The organism is Pseudaeromonas aegiceratis (assembly GCF_046254905.1).
Taxonomy (GTDB): Bacteria; Pseudomonadota; Gammaproteobacteria; order Enterobacterales; family Aeromonadaceae; genus Pseudaeromonas; species Pseudaeromonas aegiceratis.
Genome location: NZ_CP158016.1, coordinates 3,666,608 through 3,681,671, shown reverse-complemented (window position 1 = coordinate 3,681,671; position 15,064 = coordinate 3,666,608). Strand labels below are relative to the sequence as shown.

Below are 15,064 nucleotides of genomic sequence, written 5' to 3'. Positions count from 1 at the left end.
GATCCACTCCAATCAAAAAAGGCAAAGGTGAAGACCGGACATTCTACGTTTTCGCCCCTGGGATCTCTAGCGAGAAAGCCGGGATCCCAGCAAATATGCGGCTTGACTTTGGCCTTTTTTGTGCATAAAGCCCCCGACAACCCCCAAATTACCCACACCTTATCAACAAAGCGAGGTCCGCCACGATCCGGATCACGATCCCGCGGATCCAGTGCCGGATCCTTGGGCTTGTCTCCGCCAACAGGCAGGGTATAATCCAGCGCCCGCGTCCTTTATATAAGGATCCGGTCAAGCCATACCCGTGATGGACGCCTAGTGCTGTCCGCCACAATTGACGGCCCCTCGGAATCTGTATAGAATTCGCCCTCTTTTGTTAGAGCGGCCTCACCGATTTCGGTGCCTCGATGGTGTGGCCACCCAAACTGTACAGTCGATAAGCGGATTAATGTTATGAAACGTACTTTTCAACCTTCAGTGCTGAAGCGCAAGCGCAACCACGGTTTCCGTTCCCGCATGGCCACCAAGAATGGCCGTCTGGTGCTGGCCCGTCGTCGTGCCAAGGGTCGTGCCCGCCTGACCACTGTGAATGGCTAAGCACACCTTCCCCCGGGAGTTACGTCTGTTAACTCCCGACCAATTTAAGCGTGTCTTCTCCGATCCCGTCCGGGCAGCTTCTCCCCACCTGACCTTGCTGGCTTGTGCCAACGAACTGGGACACCCACGTCTCGGCCTCACCGTGCCCAAAAAAGCCCTCAAGCGCGCCGTGTGGCGTAATCGCGTCAAACGCCTGGTGCGGGAAAACTTCCGTCAAACGCAACATGACCTGCCGGCCATCGACATTGTCGTCATTGCCAAGGCGGGTATTGGCAGCGTGAGCAACGCCGATCTGACCCACCTGCTGGACAAGCTATGGCGCACCCTGTCACGCCGTTGCAATGGCTAGCCGTTAAGCTGATCCGTCTGTACCAGCTGGGGATCAGTCCCCTGCTGGGCCCCCGCTGTCGCTTCCATCCCACCTGCTCGGCCTACATGGCTGAGGCGATCTGCCTACACGGTCTCATAAAAGGCATTTGGTTGGGGGGGAAACGTCTATTAAAATGTCACCCTTTACACCCAGGCGGCCATGACCCGGTTCCGCACCCTAAGCGAACACAACGAAGAAACTGACTATGGAATCCCAACGCAATTTACTTTTGATCGGCCTGTTGGTCGTCAGCTTCCTGCTGTGGCAGCAATGGCAGGCAGATAAGCACCCCCAACCCGTGGCCACCGAAACAACCCAGAGCGGTTTCGTTCCCGAAGCCAGTCAGACGGCCACCGCTACCGCGGATGTCCCCAATGGCCAGGACAGCACCCAGGCTCGCAGCCTGCTGAAGGTGAAGTCCGATCTGCTGGAGCTGACCATAGATCCGCTGGGTGGTGACATCGTCGACGCCAAGCTGCTGCAGCAGGCCAAGACTCAAGACTCTAACGAGCCCTTCACCCTGCTGGAGCAGAATCCCGGCCACCTGTACATCGCCCAGAGCGGCCTGATTGGTCCCAACGGTCCCGATGCCGACCAGGCCGGTCGCCCCCTGTATCAGGTGGAAACCGACAACTTCACCCTGGCCGACGGCAGCGATGAGCTAGTGGTGCCCATGAGCTACACCAACACCCAGGGTGACCAGTTCACCAAGCGTTTCGTGCTCAAGCGCGGCAGCTATGCGGTGCAGGTGGAATACCAGGTGACCAACCAGCAGGCCACGCCGCTGCAGGTGCAGTTCTACGGCCAGCTCAAGCAGAGCACCGCCGCTCCCGAAGGCCAGCAAAGTAGTCACATGATGGCTTCCGCCTACCGGGGTGCCGCCTACTCCTCCGACGAACAGCGCTACAAGAAGGTCACCTTCAATGAGATGGCCGAGAAGAACCTGGCCGTCACCACCCCCGGTGGCTGGGTCGGCATGCTGCAGCACTACTTCGTCGCCGCCTGGGCCGGTCAACCGGAGCAAAAGAACGAGTTCTACAGCCGCTCCATCCATGACCACCAGCAGGCCATCATAGGTCTGAAAGAACCCATGGTGACGGTAGCCGCCAACGACAAGGCCGTGGTGGGTGCCACCCTGTGGGTCGGTCCCAAGCTGCAGGATCAGATGGCCACCGTCGCCAACCACCTGGATCTGACCGTGGACTACGGCTGGCTGTGGTTCATCGCCCAACCCCTGTTCAAGCTGCTGAAGTTCCTGCACAGCCTGGTGGGCAACTGGGGGGTGGCCATCATCCTCATCACCCTGATCGTCCGTGGCGGCATGTACCCCCTGACCAAGGCTCAGTACACCTCCATGGCCAAGATGAAGCTGCTGCAACCCAAGCTGGCCGCCCTGCGTGAGCGCCACGGCGAGGATCGGCAGAAGATGTCCCAGGCCATGATGGAGCTGTACAAGGAAGAGAAGGTGAACCCCCTGGGCGGTTGCTTCCCCATCCTGATCCAGATGCCGATCTTCATCGCCCTGTACTGGACCCTGATGGAATCCGTGGAGCTGCGCCATGCGCCCTTCGCCCTGTGGATCACCGACCTGTCCGTGAAGGACCCCTACTATGTGTTCCCGCTGCTGATGGGGGCCTCCATGTGGTTCATCCAGAAGATGAGCCCCACCACGGTCACCGATCCCATGCAGCAGAAGGTGATGCAGCTGATGCCCATCGTCTTCACCTTCATGTTCCTCTGGTTCCCCGCCGGTCTGACCCTGTACTGGCTGGTCTCCAACCTGGTGACCATCACCCAGCAGACGTTGATCTACCGTCAGCTGGAGAAGAAGGGTCTGCATACCCGCAAGAAGAAATAATCGCCCTCGGCGAGACAGCAAAAGGCGGCCAGACGGCCGCCTTTTTTATTACAATGTTCCCCTGCCCCAGCAAGCGAGCCCAAGCGATGAACAACGACACCATAGTGGCCCAGGCCACGCCCCCCGGACGCGGCGGCGTCGGTATCCTGCGCGTCTCCGGCCCCCAGGTCGAGACCGTGGCCCAGGCCCTGCTGGGCCGCCTGCCCAGGGTGCGCCAGGCCGAATACCTGCCCTTTCAGGATGAAACCGGCCAGGTGCTGGATCAGGGCATCGCCCTGCTGTTCAAGGCCCCCAACAGCTTCACCGGCGAGGATGTGCTGGAGCTGCAGGGCCACGGCGGCCCCGTGGTGATGGACATGCTGCTCAAGCGCATCCTGCAGCTGCCTGGCCTGCGCACCGCCCGCCCCGGCGAGTTCTCCGAGCGCGCCTTCCTCAACGACAAGCTGGATCTGGCCCAGGCCGAGGCCATCGCCGATCTCATCGAGGCCACCAGCGAGCAGGCCGCCCGCTCGGCCCTGCACTCGCTGCAGGGCGCCTTCTCCACCCGCATCACAGAGCTGGTGGAGAGCCTGACCCGGCTGCGCATCTATGTGGAGGCCGCCATCGACTTCCCTGAGGAGGAGATCGACTTCCTGTCCGACGGCAAGATTGCCGGAGATCTCTACGCCGTGATGGCCCAGCTGGGGGCCGTGAAACAGGAGGCCCGCCAGGGCGCCCTGCTCAGAGAAGGCATGAAGGTGGTGATCGCCGGCCGGCCCAATGCCGGCAAGTCCAGCCTGCTCAACGCCTTGGCCGGGCGCGAGTCGGCCATCGTCACCGAGATCGCCGGCACTACCCGGGACGTGCTGCGGGAGCACATCCACATCGACGGCATGCCGCTGCACATCATAGACACCGCCGGCCTGCGGGAGACCGAGGATGCGGTGGAGAAGATCGGCATAGAGCGCGCCTGGGCCGAAATCGCTCAGGCCGATCGGGTGCTGCTGATGGTGGACGGCACCCACACCGACTCCGCCGATCCCCTCGCCATCTGGCCCGAATTCATCGAGCGGCTGCCGCCCCACATCGGCCTCACCGTCATCCGCAACAAGGCGGATCTCACCGGTGAGCCATTGAACCCCAGCGAGGAGCACGGCGTGCCCGTCTACCGGCTGGCGGCCAAGACCGGGCTGGGGCTGGACGCCCTGCGGGATCACCTCAAGCAGTGCATGGGTTATCAGGGCAATGTGGAGGGGGGCTTCATGGCTCGTCGCCGCCACCTGGAGGCCATCGACCAGGCCAGTGCCCACCTGGAGTTGGCCCGCGAGCAGCTGGAGGTCTATGCCGCCGGCGAGCTGGTGGCCGAGGAGCTGCGCCTGGCCCAGGAGCACCTGAGCGAGATCACCGGCGCCTTCAGCTCCGACGATCTGCTGGGCCGCATCTTCAGCTCCTTCTGCATCGGCAAGTAACGGGCCCGCGACCACCGGGGAGGTGAGGATGGAACGGCTGGATTGTGATCGCATGTTCATCGCCGTGATGGAGATGGGCAGCTTCGCCAAGGCGGCACAGCGGTTGGGCACCAGCAGCGGCCAGGCTTCCAAGCTCATCTCCCGCCTGGAGCAGACGCTAGGGGTGCAGCTGTTCAAACGCAGCACCCGCGCCCTGGCCCCCACCGACGTGGGCCGCGCCTATTACGAGCGCATCCGCCAGCTGCTAGACGAGTTCGACGCCCTGGACGAGGCGGTACGCACCAGTGCCGGCCAGCCCAACGGCCGCATCCGCCTCTCGGTGCCGGTCACCTTCGGCACCGGCCCCCTCGCCCCGCAGCTCATCGCCTTTGCCCAACGCTATCCCCAGATCGAGCTGGATGTCAGCTTCACCGACCGGCGGGCCAACATAGTGGACGAGGGCTTCGACCTGGCGTTGCGGATCGGCCGCCTGGCGGACAGCAGCCTGATGGCCCGCAAGCTGTGCGACATCCGCATCCTCACCCTGGCCGCCCCCGCCTACCTGGCCCAGCACGGCACCCCCAGCCACTGGCAGCAGTTGCAGGATCACCAGTGCATCCTGGACACCAACTTCACCGATCCCTATCACTGGACCTTCCGCCAGGGGACGGATGACATCCAGAGCCTGCCGGTGCGCGGTCGCCTCAAGTTCTCCAACGCCGGGGTCTGCCTGCAGGCGGCCTGCGCCGGCCTCGGCATCGCCTGCCTGCCGGCCTTCGTGGCCGGCGACGCCCTGCGCCAGGGTCGCCTGGTGCCCGTGTTGCAGGAATTTGAGCTGCCGCCCCTGGGCCTCTACGCCCTCTATCCACCGGCCCGCCACCTGGCCCAGCGCTGCCGCTGTCTGATCGACTACCTGGTGGAGGCCTTTGCCGGTAGCCCCCACTGGGAGCAAGGCTGGTAATTGATTCCAATATGGAAACAAATAAGCGCGAATTAGCGGGATAATCAACCTAACCGGATTGAGATAAGGTGTCTATAACCACTTATTTGGAGGACACCACCATGATTGATACCCGCACCGCCCCCTATGCCGCCCTCTTGCTGCGCCTGAGCCTGGGCATCCTGTTCCTGGCCCACCTGGGTCTTAAGCTGTTCGTCTTCACCCCGGCCGGCACCGCCCAGTTCTTCAGCTCCCTGGGGCTGCCCGGCGGCCTGGCCTACGTCACCATGCTCTGGGAACTGGTGGGCGCCATCGCCCTGATCCTGGGCATCTACTCCCGCCTGGTGGCCCTGGCCATGATCCCCGTGCTGCTGGGCGCCATCTTCACGGTGCACGGCCCGGCCGGCTTCTTCTTCACCAACCCCAACGGTGGTTGGGAATACCCGGCCTTCTGGATCGTCGGTCTGCTGGCCCTGGCCCTGGTGGGTGACGGCAAGTACGCCCTCAAGCCCAGCCGCCGCGCCTAAGGAGACGGCATGCTGGTGAATGGACGATGGACGGCGGACTGGCATCCGGTGCAGTCCACCGATGAGAAGGGCGGCTTCGTCCGCCAGATCTCCAGCTTTCGCCACTGGGTCACCCCAGATGGCGCCCCCGGCCCCACAGGCGACGGCGGCTTTGCCGCCGAAGCCGGCCGCTACCACCTCTACGTGGCCCTCATCTGTCCCTGGGCCTGCCGCACCCTGCTGGCCCGCAAGCTCAAGGGGCTGGAGTCTGTGGTGAGCGTCTGTGTGGTGGCACCCCAGCTGCAGGATCAGGGCTGGCGGTTCGGCGGCTATCCCGGGGCCGACGAGGACCAGCAGAACGGCGCCCAGTGGCTGCACCAGATCTACACCCGGGCCGACCCCCACTACACGGGCCGCGCCACCGTCCCCGTGCTGTGGGACAAGCAGACGGGCCGACTGGTGAACAACGAATCGGCCGACATACTGCGCATGTTCAACAGCGGCTTCGGCCAGCTGGCGGATCCCCGCCACGATCTCTACCCGGCGGAGCTAGCCGCCGAAATAGACGCCCTCAATGAGTGGATCTACCCGGGGCTCAACAACGGCGTCTACCGGGCCGGCTTCGCCACCACCCAGGACAGCCATGCCGAGGCGGTGACCCATGTGTTTGCCACCCTGGACAGGCTGGAGCAGCGCCTGGCCGCACAGGGGCCCTACCTGCTGGGCGAGCGCCTCACCGAGGCGGATATCCGGCTGTTTGTCACCCTGGTGCGCTTCGACCCGGCCTATCATGGCCTGTTCAAGTGCAACCGCCGGCAGCTGCGGGAGTATCCGGCGCTGGATGCCTACCTGCAGCGCCTGCTGGCCCTGCCCGGGGTGAGAGAGACGGTGAACCTGGATCACATCAAGGCGGGTTACTACTCCATCAAGGCCCTCAATCCCAACGGCATAGTGCCCCTGGGACCGGACATGAGCCGATACGGCCTCTAGCGGAGACATCTTCATGCAGACCCTCATCATAGCCCTGCACGGTGTGGGCAGCCGGGGTGCCGATCTGGCCAGCCTCGGCGAACTCTGGCAGCAAACCCTGCCCCAGGCCCGCTTCGTGGCGCCGGATGGCCCGGCCCGCTGCGGCGCCGGCTTCGAATGGTTCAACCTGGCGGGCATCACGCCCCAGAACCGGCCAGAGCGGGTGGTGGCCGCCCGGGCGGCCCTGGACACGTGCATTGCCGATCTCTGCGCCCAGGCCAGCGTCCAGCCGGGACGGGATCGCCTGGTGGTGACCGGCTTCTCCCAGGGCGCCATCATGGCGCTGGATCTGCTGGCGCGAAATGCCCTGCCCCTGGCCGCCGTGGTGGCCTTCTCCGGCCGGCTGGCGTCCCCGGCGCCGCTGCAACCGGCCCGCCACAGCCCGCTGCTGCTGGTGCATGGCCAGGCCGATCCCGTGATCCCCTGGCAGGAGAGCCAGGCCGCCGCCCGCCAGCTTGCGGAGGCCGGTGCCCAGGTGAGCACCTGGTTCGAGCCCGGCCTGGGCCATGGCCTCTCCCTCACCGGCGCCCAGCAGGCCGCCGACTTTATTGGCCAGCAGCTGAACTGAGCACCACCCGATTGCGACCCTGCTGCTTGGCCAGATAGAGGGCCTGATCCGCCCGGCGGAACAGGCCCTCTTGATTATCACCCAGCCGGTAGTCGCTCACCCCCAGGCTGATCTGGTAGGCCGGCAATCCCGCCTCGTCTGGTAGCTCGACCTGCTGCCGTAGGGATTCGGCCAATTGACCCGCCGCCGCCAACGACTGCTGACGCAATAGGATGGCAAACTCCTCGCCCCCCAGGCGAAACAGCATGTCGCTGGCCCGCAGCCGTTGCTGCAGCCGAGTCACCAGCTGTTGCAGCACCTTATCTCCCACGTCGTGACCATGGCGGTCGTTTATCTGCTTGAAATGGTCTACATCCAGCAGGATCAGGCTGAACTGGCCGCCCCGCGCCCCCAGCGCCAGTTCCACCTTCAGCTGTTCATCCCACTTGTGACGGTTGAACGCCCCGGTGAGCTTGTCCCGGGTGGCCAACTCCAGCAACGAGAGTTCCACCTGCTGCCGGTTGCAGATCTCCTGGGACAACTGCTGCATCATCTGCCGCAGATCCTGTTCCAGCTCCGCCAACTCGTCAGGCGCCCGCCGCACCGGGGGCGTCATGACCGGCAGTGGCTCCCCGCTGGCCAGAGAATGGTGCAGGCTGTCGATCTGTCCCTGGATGCGACCGATGCGCCGGCGGAACACCTCTATGATGTACACCGTCAGATAGATGCCGATGAAGAGACCCGCCAGCCCCAGACCGGCGTTGACGAACATGAACTGCCGCTCGTGCTGCTCCGAATAGCGGGACACCGACAGAGTCAGGCTATCCAACTGCGCCAGCAGCCGCTCCAACCCGGCATCCAGCTCTTGGGCCCTGGGTTCGAAGGCCTGCCACTCCGCCGCTGTCATCTGCTGGTCCTGCAAATGCAGCGTCAGTGTCTGCTCCAACGCCTCGCTGAGCGGCAACAGCCGCTCTATGCTGGCCAGCGCCGCCTGATGCGCCTGCAGATCCAGCCGCATCCTGTGCTGACGCAATGCCGCCGTGAGGGTCTTTTCCACCTGCCCCAGCAGGGCGTTCAGTTGGGCCTTGTGTTGGCGAAATTCGGTGAGCGATGGCGTAGGCCCACCGCGACAGGCCAGCGCCAGCTGCTCCAGGAACAGGTGCTGCTTGAGCTGTAACACCTCCAGTTCGGCCATGGACTCCGACAGGGGCACGTCCAACTCATCCAATTCCCGCAATTCACCGTCGATACGCTGCAAGGTGATCACCGAATAGAGAATGACGAGAAACAGAAATGACAACAGCACCACCGACAAGCTGCCGATCTTGCGGGTCAAGGACCCCTGAAACCAGTTGAGCATAGGGAAAACCTGATATGGAAAAACCGAGGCAGGGTAGCAAATACCACCTCAGAGCGCAGCCGGCGATGACCAGCCATCCCCCGGCACCACGCATCACTGAGCGAAACCTCAACCACAGGTTTTTTGACTCAGGGGGGACACCTGCCGTCCATTACTAAGGACCAGAACGGATAGGAAGAATGGCATGACAGACTCGATGCATCCCGGAAGGATGCCACCCGCAACGCCTGGACGCCATGGCGAAGATCCCGAGCTAAGAGCCACCCCTGGATGGATCACCTGAGCGAGATCGCCTGCACCGTCTCTGACAATCGGCTGGACGCATCGTCAGCGTCCTCTGCATCGGCAAGTAGCCAGTGGAGCGTTGCCTGGCGGGCAGAGTCTCCGCGCAAGCGTCCTCGGCGGCTTGTCTTAATCCGCGGTCTCCCCGCCACCGCCATCCAGCAGCATCTTGATCAGCGGCGATTCAAAGTGGCGCTTGGCGGTGATGGCGTAGAAGTTTTCCACCACCCCGTCCAGCACGGCATAGCGCTGCAGCTTGCCGGTCTGCAGCTCATCCTGCACCACCACCTCGGGCACCACAGCCAGGCCGCCGGAATCCCGAGCCAGTAGACGCAACATGGCCATGTCATCCACCTCGGCATGGGGTTTTAACGACACGCCCAACTGCTCGCAGAGCAGATCGAACTGGCTGCGAATGTCGCTGCTGGGGCCCGGCACGAGCAGCTTCACGCCGGCCAGATCCTGCGGAAACCGGAAGCGGCTCGCCGCCGGCCCCACGGGCCCCACCAGGCAGACGCTCTGCTGGGCGATGCGCTGGCAGCGCCAGGCCATGGTCGAATCGGATGCCACAGGGCGGTTGGACAGGATCAGATCCAGCTTGTGTACCTTGAGCTGCTTCAGCAGCTCCGCCAGGCTGGCGGACTCAATCACCAGGGTGACGCCCTCCGCCCCGATGACGGGGAGCAGAAAATTCTCCTGGAAATTCCGCGATAGGGTGGCCACGGCACCGATGCGCAGCCGTTGCACCCGCTGCAGTTCACCACTGGCGACGGTGGCCAGCAGCTCACTGCCCAGATTAAAAATGCTTTCCGCATACTGCAGCACCAGGTGCCCCACCTCGGTGAGGCGCAGAGTGCGGCCATCCCGCTTGAACAGTGGATTGCCCAGCTGCTCCTCCAGCTGACGGATCTGGGAGGAGAGGGCCGACTGGGCGACGTGCAGCTGCTGCGCCGCTCGGGTCAGGTGCCCCTCTTTGGCGACGACCCAGAAGTAATAGAGGTGATGAAAATTGAGGTTTCTCATTGAGTGTTCTTTTTTTTAGAACGTATGAATAAGATATATATATTTTACTAAATACTCTAAGCGCCGCAACAATGCGTCCCATTGAAAGTGCAACACCTAGCCATCTTGGGAGGCAAAGGAATGATGGGGCTACTCAACGGCTGGCTACTGCCAGCCTGCTACATGACAGGCTTTGCCCTGGCCTGCTTACTGCCGCGACAGCATTGGACGGTCGCCCGCATCACGGCCGGGTTGGGCCTGGCCAGCACCCTGGTCACCACCACAGCCGCCGGGCTCGCCGCCGGGTTGGCAGACCGCCAGGTCGATAAGCCGGGCCTGACGGTGGCGCTGCTCATCGCCCTGCTTGGCTGGGTCATCATTCGTTATGCGGCACGCTATCTTGAGGGCGAAGCCCAGCAACCACGCTTCGTGAAGGCCCTGCTGTTCACCCTGGCCTGTGTCAGCCTGCTGGTGGTCAGTCAGCACCTGGTGCTGCTGGTGCTGGGCTGGAGCTGTACCAGCCTGGGCCTGCATTACCTGCTGACCTTCTACCGGGAGCGCCGGACGGCCCAAGTCGTCGCCCACAAAAAATTCATCGTCAGCCGGCTGGCCGACCTCAGCCTGCTGGCCGCCCTGGTGCTGATTTACCAGGCCGCCGGCACCCTCAGCCTGAGGGGTCTGTCTGACTACCTGGCCCATCAGGACGCCCTGCCGACGGGCCTGCACTGGGCCGCCGGCCTGTTTGCCCTGGCCGCCATCCTCAAATCGGCGCAGCTGCCGCTGCACGGCTGGCTGATCCAGGTGATGGAGGCCCCCACCCCGGTGTCGGCCCTGCTGCACGCCGGGGTGGTCAACGTCGGCGGCTTTGTCCTGATCCGCCTGGCCGAGCTGCTGGCCCTGGCCCCCGCCAGTCAGATACTGCTGGTGCTGGTGGGCAGCCTCACCGCCGTGCTGGCGAGCCTGGTGATGATGACGCGCATCAGCATCAAGGTGCGGTTGGCCTGGTCCACCTGCGCCCAGATGGGCTTCATGCTGGTGGAGGTGGGCCTGGGGCTCTACGAACTGGCCCTGCTGCACCTGGTGGCCCACTCCTTCTACAAGGCCCATGCCTTCTTGGCGGCCGGCGAAACGGTCTCCGAGACCAGGGCGCTGGCCTTGCTCGGCACCCCAGGGGCACGGCGCTCCCTGCTCCGCTACCTGCTCAGCCCCGTGGTGAGCGGCATGTTGGTGGCCGGCTCCCTCGCCGGCTGGCAATGGCTGTTGCCCGCCGCCGGGCTGACGTTGCCAACCGCCGCCACCCTGGTGCTTGCCCTCGGCCTCGCCCCCCTGCTGTGGCTGGAGCAGGGCCGCTCAGTGGCCCTGCTGGCCCACGCCGGGCTGCGGGTGCTGCTGCTGATCCAGGTCTATTTCGTCTGGCACTGGCTGTTCGCCGGCCTGGCGCCGGCCGCCAGCGGCACGGCCCCCTGGCTGATGGCCTGGGTCTGCGTCGCCTTCGTGCTGCTCTATGGCCTCCAGATCTGGTTGCGCCGGCACCCCCAGGGGCGGCTGGCCCAGCGACTCTACCCCTGGGCCTACTGCGGCTTTTACCTGGACGAGACCTTTACCCGACTGACCTTTGCCCTCTGGCCGGCCCGGCTGGGCAAGCTCCAGCCCACGATGCGCCCTGACACCACCCCACTGGGAGAGACGGTATGAACGCCCTGACCTGCTCCAAGCAGACCACCAAGGCGTGGCTCGACCACGCCATCCGGACCGCCTGTGACGGCATAGCGCCCAACTGGCCGCTGGATCGCCTGATTGCCGTCAACCCCTACTGGCAGCACACCCACAGCCCCTTTGCCGAGGTGACGGCCAACCTGGCGCAGCTGGCCGGCTCGCCCATGACCCTGCCCCTGTCCTATTACCGCACCCGCTGGCAGAACGGTCAGATCCAGCCGGAGCACCTGGCCCGCGCCGTCGCGGAACAGGACGGCGACATCACGCTGGCGGCCATGCTGGCCACCCTGCAGCAAGAGGATCAGGCGCCGCTAGCGCCCCCCCTGCTGTGCGACGCCCTCGACGAGGGACGGGATCTGCAGCATCAGCCCAGCTGGCGCAACACCATCACCCAGCAGATAGGCCAGTTCTGTGCCGCCTACTTCGATCAGGCCCAGGCCGACTGGCGGCCGGATCAGCGCCAGAACCTCTACGCCAGCTGGCGCCACGGCCTCAGCCAGGATCACAGTGTGGCGCTGCTGATGAAGGAGCCGGCCCTGCCCGGCAAGGCCGCGCAACTGGCCAGCTGCGCCGAGGCGCAAATCGAATCGGCACTCCAGCAGCTGGACCTGGTGCCGGAAGACTGGGCCGCCTATCTGCAGGCCGTCATGCTGCGGGTGAGCGGCTGGGCCGCCTGGTGCGCCTATCGTCGCTGGCAGGCCAAGCTGGCAGGGGCGGATGAAAACAGCCTGGTGGACTTGCTCGCCATCCGCCTGAGCTGGGAGACCCTGCTCGATGACGGCGCCCGTCAGCGTGGTGCCGTCTGGCAGCACTGGCAGCAGGCGTGGCGTCACCATCTTGACTCGCCCCACCCCAGATCCCTGCAGCGCCTGGCCATCTGGCAGCGGGCCCATGAACTCAGCTATCAGGCATCGCTGGTGCGCCAGCTGCTGGCCCACCCGGCCGACGCCGCCCCCCTGCCGCCGCCCCAGGTGCAGGCGGTGTTCTGTATCGATGTGCGCTCGGAACTCTTGCGGCGTCATCTGGAGGCACAATCCAGCACAATCCAGACCCTGGGGTTTGCCGGCTTCTTCGGCCTGCCCATCCGCTACACCCCCTTGGGCACAGACGCCAGCCGACCCCAGTTGCCGGGCCTGCTGGCACCGGCCCTGGCCATCAGCGACACCACAGGCTGTCACCACACGGATGAGGCTGTGTCCCATCGCCGGCAGGGCGCCCTGAAGACGCTGTTCGGCTGGCGGCCGTGGCAGACCATGCCCGCCTCGGGTTTCACCCTGGTGGAGACACTAGGCCTCGGCTACGCCAGCAAACTGATCAAGCGCAGCCTGCCCGCGACGGGCCCGGCACCGGCGGAAAACCGCCTGGGGCTGACCGGGCATACCCGGCTGCGCCCCTCGCTGAAAACCGCCCTGGGCACCGATCTCGCCGCGCAAACCGCTATCGCGGAACAGGTGCTGACCGGCATGGGGCTCAAAACGGGGCTGGCGCCCCTGGTGCTGCTGGTGGGGCACGGCAGCCAGAACCGCAACAATCCGCAACGGGCGGGCCTAGACTGCGGCGCCTGCTGCGGCCAGACCGGCGAGGTGAACGCCCGCGCCCTGGCGGCCCTGCTGAATGATGACGAAGTCAGAGCGGCCCTGGCCGAACGGCAGATACTGGTGCCGGCGAGCACCTGGTTTGTGGCCGCCCTGCACAACACCACCACGGATGAGGTGACCCTGTTCGATACCGATCTGCTGCCAGAGGGCCATCGAGCCCAGGTAGAGGAGGTGACCGGCCAGTTGGCCGCCGCCGGCCTCGCCGCCCGGCGGGAGCGCGCCCCCCGCCTGGGGCTGGCGGCCCTGTGCGACCAGCCGGCGAAACTCACCCGCGCCATCAAGCAACGGGCCAACGACTGGGCACAAACCCGGCCTGAGTGGGGGCTGGCCAACAATGCGGCCTTCATCATAGCCCCGCGGGCCCGCACCCGCGGCCTCAACCTGGCGGGCCGCAGTTTTCTCCATGAATACGACCCCCGGCAGGATGAGGATGGCCGCTGGCTGACCCAGATCATGACGGCCCCCATGATAGTCGCCCATTGGATCAACCTGCAGTACTACGCATCCACGGTAGACAACCACCGCTACGGCAGCGGCAACAAGACGCTGCACAACGTGGTGGGCGGACATCTGGGGGTGTTCGAAGGCAATGGCGGCGATCTGCGCATCGGTCTGGCATGGCAATCGGTGCACGATGGTCACGACTGGCAGCATGAGCCCCTGCGCCTCACTGTGGTGATCGATGCGCCCCGGGCCACCCTCAGTCGCATCATCCAGCAGCAGGAGAAGGTGCGGCAACTGCTGGATAACCAGTGGCTCTACCTGCTGCGGCTGGATGACGGTGGCGTGGAATCCTACCACCAGGGGCAGTGGCAGCCCTGGCAGGCGAACGACCCCAGGTACGCTTCATGAACACCATCTTATTACAGGCCGAGCGCGCCGATCACCTGGCGCTGGCCGGCCACTTGCTCAAGGCCGGCCAGTTGGTGGCCGTACCGACAGAAACCGTCTACGGTCTGGCGGCCGATGCCGCCAACCCCGAGGCGGTGGCGGCGATCTTTGCCGCCAAGCAACGCCCCAGAAACCACCCCCTGATACTGCATATCGGCGATCTTCAGCAGCTGGATCAGTGGGTCAGGGAGGTGCCCGACTGGGTCGAACCCCTCGCGCGCCAGTTCTGGCCTGGTCCCCTCACCCTGTTGCTGGACAAGCACCCCAGGGTCTCCGAAGTGGTAACCGGCGGCCTGCCCACCATAGGGGTGCGCATCCCCCAGCACCCCACCCTGCTGAGTCTGCTCAGGCAACATCAGCTGGCGGTCGCCGCCCCCTCGGCCAACCCCTACCAGAAGCTCAGTCCCACCCGGGCAGAGCATGTGATGGCCGGACTCAATGGCAGGATTGCCGCCGTGCTGGACGGCGGCCCCTGCCAGGTGGGGACCGAATCCACCATTCTCAGAGTGACACCCGAGGGGGCTGAGATACTGCGCGCCGGGCCTATCACCGCCAGCGCCCTGCAACGCCACCTGGCGGTACCGGTACGCGACTTCGCCCCCCACAGGGTGGCGGTCTCCGGCAATCACAAGGTGCATTACCGGCCCAACCGTCCGCTGAGTCTCATCACCCGGGCCGAACTCCAGGCCCAAGGGCCCGGGCTGGACGACACCACGGGTCTGCTGCTGCATTCCGCCGATTGGCCGGCCCAGGGCGGCCACAGGATCGCCATGCCCGCCGATCATCAGGGTTACCGCCAGGCACTCTATGGGGCCCTCTATCGGCTGGATCAGACCCCGGGAGTGGCGCGCATCTGGGTGGAAACGCCGCCGACAGGGCCGGAATGGCTGGATATTTGGGATCGACTCCAGCGGGCCGCCGGCACCTAAGATTGAATCTGACGG

Annotated in this window: 14 protein-coding genes; 12 read left to right on the top strand and 2 right to left on the bottom strand. The window is 65.0% G+C overall.

Annotation, left to right across the window (positions count from 1 at the left end):
* Positions 1–450: 450 nt before the first annotated feature.
* From rpmH to ABHF91_RS17240, 9 genes are all read left to right on the top strand, one after another.
* Positions 451–594, top strand: a complete 144-nt coding sequence (gene rpmH / locus ABHF91_RS17280; protein WP_345014607.1) for a 50S ribosomal protein L34 — start codon at positions 451–453, stop codon at positions 592–594.
* Positions 587–943 carry a ribonuclease P protein component gene (rnpA, locus tag ABHF91_RS17275; protein ID WP_409421465.1) on the top strand — a complete coding sequence of 119 codons (357 nt, stop codon included), beginning with the start codon at positions 587–589 and terminating at the stop codon, positions 941–943. Before rpmH ends, rnpA begins: the two co-directional genes overlap by 8 nt.
* Entirely contained in the window at positions 910–1,167 is a 258-nt protein-coding gene (gene yidD, locus ABHF91_RS17270) for a membrane protein insertion efficiency factor YidD (RefSeq protein WP_409421464.1), read from the top strand. Before rnpA ends, yidD begins: the two co-directional genes overlap by 34 nt.
* 2 nt (positions 1,168–1,169) lie before the next feature.
* Positions 1,170–2,822 carry a membrane protein insertase YidC gene (gene yidC / locus ABHF91_RS17265; RefSeq protein ID WP_409421463.1) on the top strand — a complete coding sequence of 551 codons (1,653 nt, stop codon included), beginning with the start codon at positions 1,170–1,172 and terminating at the stop codon, positions 2,820–2,822.
* A gap of 86 nt (positions 2,823–2,908) precedes the next feature.
* On the top strand, positions 2,909–4,270 hold the full coding sequence (mnmE, locus tag ABHF91_RS17260) for a tRNA uridine-5-carboxymethylaminomethyl(34) synthesis GTPase MnmE (RefSeq protein WP_409421462.1): 1,362 nt from the start codon (positions 2,909–2,911) through the stop codon (positions 4,268–4,270).
* A 28-nt stretch (positions 4,271–4,298) separates the two neighbouring features.
* On the top strand, positions 4,299–5,210 hold the full coding sequence (locus ABHF91_RS17255; RefSeq protein ID WP_409421461.1) for a LysR substrate-binding domain-containing protein: 912 nt from the start codon (positions 4,299–4,301) through the stop codon (positions 5,208–5,210).
* 101 nt (positions 5,211–5,311) lie between these two features.
* Positions 5,312–5,716: a DoxX family protein gene (locus ABHF91_RS17250; RefSeq protein WP_409421460.1), complete on the top strand. Its 405-nt coding sequence runs from the start codon at positions 5,312–5,314 to the stop codon at positions 5,714–5,716.
* A gap of 9 nt (positions 5,717–5,725) precedes the next feature.
* Positions 5,726–6,685, top strand: a complete 960-nt coding sequence (locus ABHF91_RS17245) for a glutathione S-transferase family protein (RefSeq protein ID WP_409421459.1) — start codon at positions 5,726–5,728, stop codon at positions 6,683–6,685.
* 13 nt (positions 6,686–6,698) lie between these two features.
* On the top strand, positions 6,699–7,292 hold the full coding sequence (locus ABHF91_RS17240) for an alpha/beta hydrolase (RefSeq protein ID WP_409421458.1): 594 nt from the start codon (positions 6,699–6,701) through the stop codon (positions 7,290–7,292).
* Here ABHF91_RS17240 and ABHF91_RS17235 read toward each other — a convergent pair.
* Positions 7,270–8,631 carry a diguanylate cyclase gene (locus ABHF91_RS17235; protein WP_409421457.1) on the bottom strand — a complete coding sequence of 454 codons (1,362 nt, stop codon included), beginning with the start codon at positions 8,629–8,631 and terminating at the stop codon, positions 7,270–7,272. The two genes, ABHF91_RS17240 and ABHF91_RS17235, sit on opposite strands and share 23 nt — an antisense overlap.
* A 411-nt stretch (positions 8,632–9,042) precedes the next feature.
* Positions 9,043–9,936 (bottom strand): LysR family transcriptional regulator, encoded by an 894-nt coding sequence (locus tag ABHF91_RS17230; RefSeq protein WP_409421456.1) that lies wholly within the window; start codon positions 9,934–9,936, stop codon positions 9,043–9,045.
* 120 nt (positions 9,937–10,056) lie between these two features.
* On the opposite strand from ABHF91_RS17230, the gene ABHF91_RS17225 reads away from it, so the two are divergent.
* The 3 genes from ABHF91_RS17225 to ABHF91_RS17215 are packed head-to-tail and all read left to right on the top strand — an operon-like array spanning position 10,057 to position 15,049.
* Positions 10,057–11,610 (top strand): NADH-quinone oxidoreductase subunit L, encoded by a 1,554-nt coding sequence (locus tag ABHF91_RS17225; RefSeq protein WP_409421455.1) that lies wholly within the window; start codon positions 10,057–10,059, stop codon positions 11,608–11,610.
* Positions 11,607–14,081, top strand: a complete 2,475-nt coding sequence (locus ABHF91_RS17220; protein ID WP_409421454.1) for a YbcC family protein — start codon at positions 11,607–11,609, stop codon at positions 14,079–14,081. Before ABHF91_RS17225 ends, ABHF91_RS17220 begins: the two co-directional genes overlap by 4 nt.
* Positions 14,078–15,049, top strand: coding sequence for an L-threonylcarbamoyladenylate synthase (locus ABHF91_RS17215; RefSeq protein ID WP_409421453.1), 972 nt, complete (start codon positions 14,078–14,080; stop codon positions 15,047–15,049). The genes ABHF91_RS17220 and ABHF91_RS17215 overlap by 4 nt, the downstream gene beginning before the upstream one ends.
* Positions 15,050–15,064: the final 15 nt, after the last annotated feature.

What these genes read in the sequence shown, in the direction of transcription:
- rpmH (WP_345014607.1), top strand. Translation starts at nt 451, where the DNA reads ATGAAACGTACTTTTCAACCTTCAGTGCTGAAGCGCAAGCGCAACCAC.
- rnpA (WP_409421465.1), top strand. Translation starts at nt 587, where the DNA reads ATGGCTAAGCACACCTTCCCCCGGGAGTTACGTCTGTTAACTCCCGAC.
- yidD (WP_409421464.1), top strand. Translation starts at nt 910, where the DNA reads ATGGCGCACCCTGTCACGCCGTTGCAATGGCTAGCCGTTAAGCTGATC.
- yidC (WP_409421463.1), top strand. Translation starts at nt 1,170, where the DNA reads ATGGAATCCCAACGCAATTTACTTTTGATCGGCCTGTTGGTCGTCAGC.
- mnmE (WP_409421462.1), top strand. Translation starts at nt 2,909, where the DNA reads ATGAACAACGACACCATAGTGGCCCAGGCCACGCCCCCCGGACGCGGC.
- ABHF91_RS17255 (WP_409421461.1), top strand. Translation starts at nt 4,299, where the DNA reads ATGGAACGGCTGGATTGTGATCGCATGTTCATCGCCGTGATGGAGATG.
- ABHF91_RS17250 (WP_409421460.1), top strand. Translation starts at nt 5,312, where the DNA reads ATGATTGATACCCGCACCGCCCCCTATGCCGCCCTCTTGCTGCGCCTG.
- ABHF91_RS17245 (WP_409421459.1), top strand. Translation starts at nt 5,726, where the DNA reads ATGCTGGTGAATGGACGATGGACGGCGGACTGGCATCCGGTGCAGTCC.
- ABHF91_RS17240 (WP_409421458.1), top strand. Translation starts at nt 6,699, where the DNA reads ATGCAGACCCTCATCATAGCCCTGCACGGTGTGGGCAGCCGGGGTGCC.
- ABHF91_RS17235 (WP_409421457.1), bottom strand. Translation starts at nt 8,631, where the DNA reads ATGCTCAACTGGTTTCAGGGGTCCTTGACCCGCAAGATCGGCAGCTTG.
- ABHF91_RS17230 (WP_409421456.1), bottom strand. Translation starts at nt 9,936, where the DNA reads ATGAGAAACCTCAATTTTCATCACCTCTATTACTTCTGGGTCGTCGCC.
- ABHF91_RS17225 (WP_409421455.1), top strand. Translation starts at nt 10,057, where the DNA reads ATGATGGGGCTACTCAACGGCTGGCTACTGCCAGCCTGCTACATGACA.
- ABHF91_RS17220 (WP_409421454.1), top strand. Translation starts at nt 11,607, where the DNA reads ATGAACGCCCTGACCTGCTCCAAGCAGACCACCAAGGCGTGGCTCGAC.
- ABHF91_RS17215 (WP_409421453.1), top strand. Translation starts at nt 14,078, where the DNA reads ATGAACACCATCTTATTACAGGCCGAGCGCGCCGATCACCTGGCGCTG.